The 12,447-nt window shown below is 61.4% G+C and carries 6 protein-coding genes and 1 pseudogene; all 7 read left to right on the top strand.

From position 1 onward, the window contains the following. Positions 1–126: 126 nt before the first annotated feature. Positions 127–1,383: pseudogene (locus ABX75_RS03045) on the top strand (type IV pilus secretin PilQ); the annotation flags it as partial. A gap of 4 nt (positions 1,384–1,387) precedes the next feature. Then, on the top strand, positions 1,388–1,906 hold the full coding sequence (aroK, locus tag ABX75_RS03040) for a shikimate kinase AroK (protein ID WP_003187914.1): 519 nt from the start codon (positions 1,388–1,390) through the stop codon (positions 1,904–1,906). A 125-nt stretch (positions 1,907–2,031) separates the two neighbouring features. Beyond that, on the top strand, positions 2,032–3,132 hold the full coding sequence (gene aroB, locus ABX75_RS03035; RefSeq protein WP_034095512.1) for a 3-dehydroquinate synthase: 1,101 nt from the start codon (positions 2,032–2,034) through the stop codon (positions 3,130–3,132). Between the two features lie 10 nt (positions 3,133–3,142). Further along, positions 3,143–4,702, top strand: coding sequence for an SPOR domain-containing protein (locus tag ABX75_RS03030; RefSeq protein WP_047881440.1), 1,560 nt, complete (start codon positions 3,143–3,145; stop codon positions 4,700–4,702). A gap of 352 nt (positions 4,703–5,054) precedes the next feature. Further along, entirely contained in the window at positions 5,055–9,500 is a 4,446-nt protein-coding gene (gene gltB / locus ABX75_RS03020) for a glutamate synthase large subunit (RefSeq protein WP_040265781.1), read from the top strand. A 32-nt stretch (positions 9,501–9,532) separates the two neighbouring features. Further along, complete coding sequence (locus ABX75_RS03015; protein ID WP_034095515.1) at positions 9,533–10,951, top strand: FAD-dependent oxidoreductase; 1,419 nt, start codon at positions 9,533–9,535, stop codon at positions 10,949–10,951. Between the two features lie 275 nt (positions 10,952–11,226). Further along, a complete protein-coding gene (gene hemE, locus ABX75_RS03010) occupies positions 11,227–12,294 on the top strand; it encodes a uroporphyrinogen decarboxylase (protein WP_034095516.1) in 1,068 nt (355 codons plus the stop codon). Positions 12,295–12,447 lie beyond the last annotated feature (153 nt).

The raw sequence follows: 12,447 nt of genomic DNA, 5'->3' as shown, positions 1-12,447 counted from the left end.
ATGAAAAGGACTTTCCTGTCCTTCGGTGTAGCGCTATGGATAGCGCTTACGGCACCGATGGCTGCCGCTGTGCCCAATCGTGTGGACCTCATCCAATTGCCGCCCCCTGGCAGGGCGGTGGTGAGTGCCTTTAGCGGCGAACCGCTCAACCTCAATTTCCAGAACATCGAAGTACGTGCCGTGCTGCAGCAGATCGCCGATGTTGCAGGCCTGAACCTGGTCGCCGGCGACGACGTGCAGGGTACGATCACACTGCGCCTCAAAGGCGTGCCATGGGATCAGGCCCTCGACCTGGTGCTGCAAGCCAAGGGGTTGGACAAGCGGATCAAGGCCGGGGTATTGCTGGTGGCGCCCGCCGAGGAGTTGGCGGCCCGCGAACTGCTGACGCTGGAATCACGCAAACAAATGGCCGACTTGGCGCCGTTGCGTCGCGAGCTGTTGCAGGTCAACTACGCCAAGGCGGCGGACCTGGCCAAGCTGTTCCAATCAGTGACCGGCCTGGAAGGTGCTACCGACGAGCGCGGTTCGGTGGCGGTGGACGATCGCACCAATAACATCATCGCTTACCAGACCGGCGAACGCCTCGACGAGCTTCGGCGGATCGTGGCGCAGCTGGATATTCCGGTGCGCCAGGTCATGATCGAAGCGCGAATCGTGGAGGCCAACGTCGATTACGACAAAAGCCTCGGCGCGCGCTGGGGTGGGCGACTCACGAGCGGCAACTGGCAGGCCGGCGGTATGCCTAAGCCGCTGCCGGAGGGCGCGCAACCGCCGGAGAACCCACCCAGCTCGCCGTTTGTCGATCTGGGCGCGGTGACCGCGTCGTCCGGTCTGGGGGTGGCCTATATCACCGACAATCTGCTGCTGGACCTGGAACTGACGGCCATGGAAAAGACCGGCAACGGTGAAATCGTCTCGCAGCCCAAAGTGGTGACCTCCGACAAGGAGACCGCGCGCATCCTCAAGGGCACCGAGATTCCGTATCAGGAATCCAGCTCCAGCGGCGCGACATCGGTGTCGTTCAAGGAGGCCTCGTTATCGCTGGAAGTCACCCCGCAGATCACCCCCGACGACCGGGTGATCATGGAGGTGAAAGTCACCAAGGATGAGCCCGACTACCTCAACCGGCTCAATGACGTACCGCCGATCAAGAAAAACGAGGTCAATGCCAAGGTCCTCGTCAGGGATGGCGAGACCATCGTGATCGGTGGAGTTTTCTCCAATACCCAAAGCAAAGTGGTAGATAAAGTGCCATTTTTGGGCGATGTGCCGTATCTTGGCCGCCTTTTCCGGCGCGATGTGCTGGCAGAGAAAAAATCCGAGCTGCTGGTATTCCTGACTCCGCGTATTATGAATAACCAGGCGATTGCTGTGAGTCGTTGATTCTGTGCGAAATTTGATTCTTGTAGGACCGATGGGGGCTGGAAAAAGCACCATCGGCCGTTTGCTGGCCAAAGAGCTGCGCCTGCCATTCAAAGACTCCGATAAGGAAATTGAATTGCGCACGGGTGCCAATATCCCGTGGATCTTCGATAAAGAAGGCGAACTGGGCTTTCGCGACCGTGAGCAGGCGATGATCGCCGAACTGTGCGGCTGCGATGGCGTGGTATTGGCTACCGGCGGTGGCGCGGTGATGCGCGATGAAAATCGCCGAGCGCTGCATGCCGGTGGTCGGGTGGTCTATCTGCATGCGTCGGTCGAGCAGCAGGTGGGCCGTACCGCTCGTGATCGCAATCGCCCTTTGCTGCGCACCGCCGACCCGGCGAAAACCTTGCGCGATCTGCTGGCGCTGCGCGATCCGCTGTATCGGGAAATCGCCGACCTGGTGGTGGAAACCGATGAGCGGCCGCCACGCATGGTGGTGCTGGACATTCTCGAACGCCTGCAACGGCTGCCTCCCCGTTAAAGCCAGGGGCGAAATGCGCTATTCTCGGCGTCGCGCCATCACCCTGAGCGGTGTGGCGTAGAGCCATCAGGCAGCGTCGGACCTCGACGTTACCGGTCGTCAATTCATCTCTCACGCGGGGACACATGCAGACACTTAAGGTCGATCTAGGCGAGCGCAGCTACCCGATCCACATTGGCGAGGGTCTGTTGGACCAGCCCGAGTTGCTCGCGCCGCATATTGCCGGGCGGCAAGTGGCGATCATCTCCAACGAAACAGTCGCGCCGCTGTATCTTGAGCGTCTGAGCCGCAGTCTGGCGGCCTACTCAGTGATTTCCGTGGTGCTGCCCGACGGCGAAGCCCACAAGAACTGGCAAACCCTGCAACTGATCTTCGATGGCCTGCTGACGGCGCGCCATGACCGGCGTACCACGGTGGTCGCCCTCGGCGGTGGCGTGATCGGCGATATGGCCGGTTTTGCCGCCGCCTGCTACCAGCGCGGCGTGGACTTTATCCAGGTGCCAACCACCCTGTTGTCCCAGGTCGATTCGTCGGTGGGCGGCAAGACCGGCATCAACCATCCGCTGGGCAAGAACATGGTCGGCGCGTTCTATCAGCCCAATGCTGTGCTGATCGACACCGCCACCCTCAACACCCTGCCACCGCGTGAGTTGTCGGCGGGTCTGGCGGAAGTCATCAAGTACGGGCTGATCTGCGATGAGCCCTTCCTGACTTGGCTGGAAGAGCACATGGACGCCTTGCGCGGTCTCGATCAGGTAGCGCTCACCGAAGCGATTTCTCGCTCCTGCGCGGCCAAGGCGCTGGTGGTGAACGCCGACGAACGCGAATCCGGCGTACGGGCCACCCTGAACCTGGGCCACACCTTTGGGCATGCGATCGAAACCCACATGGGCTATGGTGTGTGGTTGCATGGCGAGGCGGTGGCGGCTGGCACGGTGATGGCCATGGAAATGTCACACCGCCTGGGCTGGATCAGCGCCGACGAGCGCGATCGCGGTATCCGCCTGTTCCAGCGTGCTGGTTTGCCGGTCATTCCGCCGCAGGAGATGACCGAGGCGGACTTCCTCGAACATATGGCGATAGACAAGAAAGTGATCGACGGTCGACTGCGACTGGTGCTGCTGCGCCGCATGGGCGAAGCCGTAGTGACCGACGATTATCCGAAAGAGATTTTACAGGCCACGCTGGGAGCGGATTACCGCGCCCTGGCCCAGCTTAAAGGTTAATAAGATTCTCATGACTAGTTTGCATGCCGACGAGGCGTTCCTCGGCCATTACCAGTTAAGCCACGACCCTTTCGCTCCACGGGTGCCTGGTTTCAAATTTTTCCCGGCCCAGCGCAAGCCGGTGCTGGGACAGCTTCACCATCTCGCGCGCTATAGCCAACTGCTGCTGGTAGTGACCGGTCCCTTGGGCAGCGGCAAGACCTTGCTGCGCCAGGCTCTGGTAGCCAGTACCAATAAGCAATCGGTGCAGAGCGTGGTGGTGTCGGCCCGTGGTGCCACCGATGCGGCCGGTGTTCTGAGCCAGGTAGCCCAGGCGCTGGACGTGTCCACTGCCGAGCCGAGCGCAATCCTCAAGCAGGTGGTGCAGTTGGGTCTGACCGGCCAGGAAGTCTATCTGCTGGTGGACGATGCCGAGCAGCTCGACGAGTCGGCGCTGGAAGCCCTGCTGGCGCTGGCCGCGGGCACGCCGGAGGGTCGCCCTCATGTGTTCCTGTTTGGTGAGTCTTCGTTGATCGCCGATCTTGAGCAGATCAGCGGCGATCAGGAGCTGTTCCACGTTATCGAATTGCAGCCCTACGAAGAAGAAGAGACCCGCGAATACCTGGCTCAGCGCCTCGAAGGCGCGGGGGCCGGCATCGAACTTTTCTCCGCTGCGCAGATCTCTGATATTCACGAAAGCGCAGGCGGCTGGCCTGGCAACATCAACCAGGTTGCCCGCGATGCCATGATCGAAGCCATGATTGCCAGCCGCTCTGCGGTCAAGCGTCCAAAGATGGGGTTCACTATGCCGAAGAAGCACGTACTGGCCATTTCCGCAGTGGTCGTGGTCGCCGTTGCCGCCGCCTGGTTGATCCCGGGTCGCAGCAAGGCACCTACTACTGCCGGCACGCCTGCCGAGCAGGCGCAATTGCCGCTGGGCAAGCCAACGCCGAATGTGGAGTTCGCCAACTCTGGTCAGCCGACCAATCTGCCGATGGTGGGCCAGCCGGTGATGCGTGGCCCGCTCGCCGAAGAGGCCGGCGGCATTTCCGAAGGCGACGACGGCGTGCCGGTGGAAGGCTCCAGCGCCACGCCGCCGACCGTGACCACCACCGCACCGCCTGCAGGCGTGCCTGCGGGTCAGCCTGCGGCGAACCCAGCGCCGACTGTCGCTACCGCCAAACCTGCACCGGTCACCAAGCCTGCGGTCGCAGTGCCCACTCCAGCACCAGCTGCCAAACCGGCGCCAGTGACCAAGCCTGCTGAAAAGCCGGCCGCTACCGTGGCCAAGGCCGGCACCGCCGGCAGCAGCTGGTACGCCAGCCAGCCGAGCGGCAATTTCGTGGTACAGATCCTCGGCACCAGCTCCGAAGCCAATGCCCAGGCGTTCGTCAAAGAGCAGGGCGGCGAGTACCGTTATTTCAAGAAAGTGCTCAACGGCAAGCCTCTCTATGTGATCACCTACGGCAACTTCTCCAGCCGTGCGGCAGCTGATTCTGCCATCAAAGCCTTGCCAGCGAAGGTTCAGGCTGGTAAACCTTGGCCTCGCACTGTTGCCAGCGTTCAACAAGAACTGGCAGCAACTCGCTGAAGATCCGGCGGCCTTACCCAGGCCGCCCTCCCGGCACCTCAAAAAAAAATCGCATGGCGTGCAGTCTCTAGGGACCGCGCGCTTTGTGGTGTCTGCGTCACAGTAGCTTTTGAGTCGTAGCGGTCAGAATTAAAAAAGTTTTGACTAGCACAGCATATCGCTTTAAACCTTTCATAAATGCGACATAGATTTGCGACATTTCGTCGCTAAATTTGTGAGCGTCTGTGTCGGTGTGTACAATGACCTCCCTTTTGCCCCCGCTAAGCCGGCGTACGTTCGGCGTGGAAGGTAACCGGTTGAATTGAAAAGAAATTTGCCTCGGTATAAGAGGCAGCCTGGTGAGAAAGTGTCTATGAAAGCAGGTCTGTACCAACCCGATGAATTCAAGGATAACTGCGGATTCGGCCTGATAGCCCATATGCAGGGCGAGCCCAGTCATACCCTTCTGCAAACGGCCATCGAGGCCCTGACCTGCATGACCCACCGTGGTGGGATCAACGCCGACGGCAAGACCGGTGACGGTTGTGGCTTGCTGATTCAAAAGCCCGACCAGTTCCTGCGCGCTGTCGCCAAAGAGCATTTCGCGATCGACCTGCCCAAGCAATATGCGGTGGGCATGGTGTTCTTCAACCAGGACCCGGTCAAAGCCGAAGCCGCTCGCGAAAACATGAACCGCGAAATCGTCGCCGCCGGTCTGCAACTGGTCGGCTGGCGCAAAGTGCCGATCGATACCAGCGTACTCGGCCGTCTGGCCCTGGAGCGTCTGCCGCAGATCGAACAGGTGTTCATCGCCGGCGATGGCCTGAGCGACCAGGACATGGCGATCAAGCTGTTCACTTCCCGTCGTCGCTCGTCCGTGGCCAATGCTGCCGACACTGACCACTACATCTGCAGCTTTTCCCACAAGACCATCATTTATAAAGGCCTGATGATGCCGGCGGACCTCACCGCCTTCTATCCGGACCTGAGCGATGAGCGCCTGCAAACCGCGATCTGCGTGTTCCACCAGCGCTTCTCCACCAACACCCTGCCGAAATGGCCGCTGGCCCAGCCATTCCGCTTTCTCGCCCACAACGGCGAGATCAACACCATTACCGGCAACCGCAACTGGGCCGTGGCCCGTCGCACCAAGTTCGCCAACGACCTGATGGACCTGGAAGAACTCGGCCCGCTGGTCAACCGCGTGGGTTCCGACTCCTCCAGCATGGACAACATGCTCGAACTGATGGTCACCGGCGGCATCGACCTGTTCCGTGGCGTACGCATGATCATTCCGCCTGCGTGGCAGAACGTCGAGACCATGGACCCGGATCTGCGTGCATTCTACGAGTACAACTCGATGCACATGGAACCGTGGGACGGCCCGGCCGGCGTGGTGATGACCGACGGTCGCTATGCGGTGTGCCTGCTCGACCGTAACGGTCTGCGCCCGGCGCGTTGGGTCACCACCACCAACGGTTTTATTACCCTGGCGTCGGAGATCGGCGTATGGGACTACAAGCCTGAAGACGTGATCGCCAAAGGCCGCGTAGGCCCTGGCCAGATCCTGGCCGTGGACACCGAAACCGGGCAGATCCTCGACACCGACGCTATCGACAACCGCTTGAAGTCTCGGCATCCGTACAAGCAATGGCTGCGCAAGAACGCCCTGCGCATCCAGGCGACCATGGAAGACAACGACCACGGTTCGGCCTTCTACGACATCGACCAGCTCAAGCAGTACATGAAGATGTACCAGGTCACGTTCGAAGAGCGCGACCAGGTGCTGCGTCCGCTCGGTGAGCAAGGCTACGAGGCGGTCGGCTCCATGGGCGACGACACGCCGATGGCCGTGCTGTCCCAGCGCGTGCGCACGCCGTACGACTATTTCCGCCAGCAGTTCGCCCAGGTGACCAACCCACCGATCGACCCGCTGCGTGAAGCCATCGTGATGTCCCTGGAAGTGTGCCTCGGTGCCGAGCGCAACATCTTCCAGGAGTCGCCTGAGCACGCCTCTCGCGTGATCCTCAGCTCGCCGGTCATTTCCCCGGCGAAGTGGCGCTCGCTGATGACCCTGGATCGCCCAGGCTTCGACCGCCAGATCATCGACCTGAACTACGACGAGAGCCTCGGCCTCGAAGCCGCCGTGCGCAATGTCGCCGACCAGGCTGAAGAAGCCGTGCGCGCCGGTCGTACCCAGATCGTGCTGACCGACCGCCATATCGCCCCGGGCAAGTTGCCGATCCATGCTTCGCTGGCCACCGGTGCGGTGCACCACCGTCTGACCGAAAAAGGCCTGCGTTGCGACTCCAACATTCTTGTGGAAACCGCCACCGCTCGCGACCCGCATCATTTTGCGGTGTTGATCGGCTTCGGCGCCTCGGCGGTGTACCCGTTCCTGGCCTACGAAGTGCTAGGTGACCTGATCCGTACCGGTGAAGTACTGGGCGACCTCTATGAGGTGTTCAAGAACTACCGCAAGGGCATCACCAAGGGCTTGCTGAAGATCCTGTCGAAGATGGGCATCTCCACCGTGACCTCTTATCGCGGTGCGCAACTGTTCGAGGCCATCGGCCTGTCCGAAGAAGTCTGCGAACTGAGCTTCCGTGGCGTGCCGAGCCGCATCAAGGGCGCGCGTTTCGTCGACATCGAAGCCGAGCAGAAAGCCCTGGCGGCCGAAGCCTGGAGCGCACGCAAGCCGATCCAGCAAGGCGGCCTGCTCAAGTTCGTACACGGTGGCGAATACCACGCCTACAACCCGGATGTGGTCAGCACCCTGCAAGCCGCTGTGCAACAGGGCGACTACGCCAAATTCAAGGAATACACGAGCCTGGTGGATAACCGCCCGGTGTCGATGATCCGCGACTTGCTCAAGGTCAAGACCCTGGACACGCCGATGGACATCAGCGAGGTCGAACCGCTGGAGTCGATCCTCAAGCGCTTCGACTCTGCGGGTATTTCCCTCGGCGCCTTGTCGCCCGAAGCCCACGAAGCCCTGGCCGAAGCCATGAACCGCCTGGGTGCGCGTTCCAACTCCGGCGAAGGCGGCGAAGACCCGGCACGCTACGGCACCATCAAGAGCTCGAAAATCAAGCAGGTCGCCACTGGCCGTTTCGGTGTGACCCCGGAATACCTGGTCAACGCCGAAGTGCTGCAGATCAAAGTCGCCCAGGGCGCCAAGCCCGGTGAGGGCGGCCAGTTGCCGGGCGGTAAGGTCAACGGTCTGATCGCTAAGCTGCGTTATGCGGTGCCTGGCGTAACCCTGATTTCGCCGCCGCCGCACCACGACATCTACTCGATCGAGGATTTGTCGCAGCTGATTTTCGACCTCAAACAAGTCAACCCGCAGGCGCTGGTCTCGGTGAAACTGGTGGCGGAAGCCGGCGTGGGCACCATCGCCGCCGGTGTGGCCAAAGCCTATGCCGACCTGATCACCATCTCCGGCTACGACGGCGGCACCGGCGCATCGCCGCTGACCTCCATCAAGTACGCCGGCGCGCCGTGGGAACTAGGCCTGGCCGAAACCCACCAGACCCTGCGCGGCAACGACCTGCGCGGTAAGGTCCGTGTGCAAACCGACGGCGGCCTGAAAACCGGCCTGGACGTGATCAAGGCGGCAATCCTCGGCGCCGAGAGCTTCGGCTTCGGCACCGCGCCGATGATCGCCCTGGGCTGCAAATACCTGCGTATCTGCCACCTGAACAACTGCGCCACCGGCGTCGCCACTCAGAACGAGAAGCTGCGCAAGGATCACTACATCGGCACCGTCGACATGGTGGTGAACTTCTTCACCTACGTTGCCGAAGAGACCCGTGAGTGGCTGGCCAAGCTGGGCGTGCGTTCGCTGGAAGAACTGATTGGCCGTACCGATCTGCTGGACGTGCTTGAAGGCCAGACCGCTAAGCAACAGCACCTGGACCTCACGCCGCTGTTGGGCAGCGATCACATCCCGGCCGACAAACCGCAGTTCTGCGGCGTCGACCGCAACCCGCCGTTCGACAAGGGCCTGCTGGCCGAGAAAATGGTGGAGATGGCCGCATCGTCGATCAACGACGCCAGCGGTGGCGAATTCGCCTTGGATATCTGCAACTGCGACCGTTCCATCGGCGCGCGCATCTCCGGCGAAATCGCGCGCAAGCACGGCAACCAGGGTATGGCGAAAGCGCCGATCACCTTCCGTTTCAAGGGTACGGCGGGCCAAAGCTTCGGCGTGTGGAACGCCGGCGGCCTGCATATGTACCTGGAAGGCGATGCCAACGACTACGTGGGTAAGGGCATGACCGGCGGCAAGCTGGTCATCGTTCCGCCTAAGGGCAGCATCTACAAGACCCAGGACAGTGCCATCATCGGCAACACCTGCTTGTACGGCGCCACGGGCGGCAAGCTGTTCGCCGCCGGTACGGCCGGTGAGCGTTTTGCCGTGCGTAACTCCGGTGCCCACACGGTGGTGGAAGGTACTGGCGATCACTGCTGCGAGTACATGACCGGGGGCTTTGTCGCGGTACTGGGCAAGACCGGTTACAACTTTGGTTCGGGCATGACCGGCGGTTTCGCCTACGTGCTGGATCAGGACAACACCTTCGTCGACAAGGTCAACCACGAGTTGGTCGAGATCCAGCGGATCAGCGGCGAAGCCATGGAATCCTACCGGAACCACTTGCAGCACGTGCTGGACGAGTACGTCGAGGAAACCGGCAGCGAATGGGGTCGCAACCTCGCCGAGAATCTCGATGATTACCTGCGTCGTTTCTGGCTGGTCAAGCCCAAGGCTGCCAACCTGAAATCGTTGCTTTCCAGCATCCGTGCCAACCCGCAGTGATATGCGCCTGAAGAGTTTGATGAGGTTTTAACATGGCTGAACGTCTGAATAACGACTTCCAGTTCATCGATGTCGGGCGCAAAGATCCGAAGAAGAAACTGTTGCGTCAACGCAAGAAAGAGTTCGTGGAAATCTACGAACCCTTCAAACCCCAGCACTCGGCCGAACAGGCCCACCGTTGCCTGGGCTGCGGTAACCCGTATTGCGAATGGAAGTGCCCGGTGCACAACTTCATTCCCAACTGGCTGAAGTTGGTGGCCGAGGGCAACATCCTCGCTGCCGCCGAACTGTCGCACCAGACCAACACCTTGCCGGAAGTGTGCGGCCGGGTGTGCCCACAGGATCGTCTGTGCGAGGGTGCCTGCACCCTTAACGACGGTTTCGGCGCGGTGACCATCGGCTCGGTGGAGAAGTACATCACCGACACCGCCTTTGCCATGGGCTGGCGCCCGGACATGTCCAAGGTCAAGCCCACCGGCAAGCGCGTGGCGATCATCGGCGCGGGCCCGGCGGGCCTGGGTTGTGCAGACGTGCTGGTGCGTGGCGGCGTGACCCCGGTGGTGTTCGACAAGAACCCGGAAATCGGCGGCCTGCTGACCTTCGGCATCCCCGAGTTCAAGCTGGAAAAAACCGTACTGAGCAACCGGCGCGAAGTGTTCACCGGCATGGGCATTGAGTTCCGCCTGAACACCGAAGTCGGCAAAGACGTGACCATGGAGCAACTGCTCGCCGAATACGATGCGGTGTTCATGGGCATGGGCACCTACACCTACATGAAGGGCGGTTTTGCCGGTGAGGACCTGCCGGGTGTGTACGACGCGCTCGACTTCTTGATCGCCAACGTCAATCGCAACCTGGGCTTTGAAAAGTCGCCGGAAGACTTCGTCGACATGAAAGGCAAGAAGGTCGTGGTACTCGGCGGTGGCGACACGGCGATGGACTGCAACCGCACCTCGATCCGCCAGGGCGCCAAGTCGGTGACCTGTGCGTATCGTCGCGACGAAGCCAACATGCCGGGATCGCGCAAAGAGGTGAAGAACGCCAAGGAAGAAGGCGTGAAATTCCTCTACAACCGCCAGCCGATCGCCATCGTCGGTGAAGACCGCGTCGAGGGCGTCAAGGTGGTCGAGACCCGTCTCGGCGAACCGGATGCCCGTGGCCGTCGTAGCCCCGAGCCGATTCCGGGTTCCGAAGAGATCATCCCGGCTGACGCCGTGGTCATCGCCTTCGGTTTCCGTCCAAGCCCGGCGCCGTGGTTCGAGCAGTTCCAGATCCAGACCGATAGCCAGGGCCGCGTCGTCGCCCCGGAACAAGGCCAGTACAAGCACCAGACCAGCAACCCGAAAATCTTCGCCGGTGGCGACATGGTGCGTGGGTCCGACCTGGTGGTGACGGCGATCTTCGAAGGCCGTAATGCCGCCGAAGGCATCCTGGACTACCTGCAAGTCTGACCCCGATCCCGGGTTGAAATGGGATCAAAAGGTGGGAGGGGGCTTGCTGTGGTGAGCGGGCTTGTCCCGCGCCGGGCTGCGAAGCAGCCCCTTTGATCTGCGGTGAACGGTCACCAGATTCATTGGCTGACACACTGCAATCGGGGGCAAGCCCCCTCCCACATAGGTTCCAGATATTGTCGTAAATCAACCCGATAGACAAAAGGCACCGCTCTTGCCGTGCCTTTTGTGTCGCGCTCTGAGAAAATGCCCGCACTTTTTTTGCGGATGCCGACATGACTGCCCTCAAGAACGACCGTTTCCTTCGTGCCCTGCTCAAGCAGCCCGTAGACGTCACCCCGGTATGGATGATGCGTCAAGCCGGGCGCTATCTGCCGGAATACCGCGCCAGCCGCGCCCACGCCGGCGACTTCATGAGCCTGTGCATGAACCCGGCGTTCGCCTGCGAAGTCACGATGCAGCCGCTGGACCGCTATCCACAACTGGACGCGGCCATTCTGTTCTCCGATATCCTCACCATCCCCGATGCCATGGGCCAAGGCCTGTACTTCGAAACCGGCGAAGGCCCGCGTTTCAAGAAAGTCGTCAGCACCCTGGCCGACATCGAAGCCCTGCCGATTCCCGATCCGCACAAAGACCTGGGCTATGTGATGGACGCGGTCAGCACCATCCGCCGCGAGCTTAACGGCCGCGTGCCGCTGATCGGCTTCTCCGGCAGCCCGTGGACCCTGGCGACCTACATGGTCGAAGGTGGCTCGTCGAAAGACTTCCGCAAGACCAAGGCCATGCTCTACGACAATCCACAAGCCATGCACCTGCTGCTGGACAAGCTGGCCCAGTCGGTGACGTCTTACCTGAACGGCCAGATCATGGCCGGTGCGCAAGCGGTGCAGATTTTCGATACCTGGGGCGGCAACCTGTCAGCTGCGGCTTACCAGGAGTTTTCCCTGGCCTACATGCGCAAAATCGTCAGCGGCCTGATCCGTGAACACGAAGGCCGCAAGGTGCCGGTGATTCTGTTCACCAAGAACGGCGGCCTGTGGCTGGAAAGCATCGCCGATGCTGGCGCGGACGCCCTGGGCCTGGATTGGACCTGTGATATCGGCGACGCCCGTCGCCGGGTCGGCGATAAGGTCGCGCTGCAAGGCAACATGGACCCGACCGTGCTGTACGCCAAGCCGGAAGCGATCCGCGCCGAAGTCGGCCGTATCCTGGCCAGCTACGGCAAAGGCACCGGGCATGTGTTCAACCTGGGCCACGGCATCACCCCGGAGGTAAACCCGGACCACGCCGGCGCTTTCCTGCAAGCAGTGCACGAGCTGTCCGCGCAATACCACCAGTAACATCCCGCCTCAAGCGAGCCGCCCTCTGTCTGGCAGAGGGCGGCTCGTTGCGCTTCAGCGTTTGTTAAGTCCTGCCTTGGTACGCTGCCGAGGTTGGGATTTCTCCTACAGCCTTCGGTAACTGCCTCGGTAAAAATCCTACCCGACTCTTCA

This window comes from Pseudomonas sp. ARP3 (assembly GCF_001029595.1).
Lineage (GTDB): Bacteria > Pseudomonadota > Gammaproteobacteria > Pseudomonadales > Pseudomonadaceae > Aquipseudomonas > Aquipseudomonas rhodesiae.
This window is presented reverse-complemented; position numbering and strand designations above follow the sequence as displayed.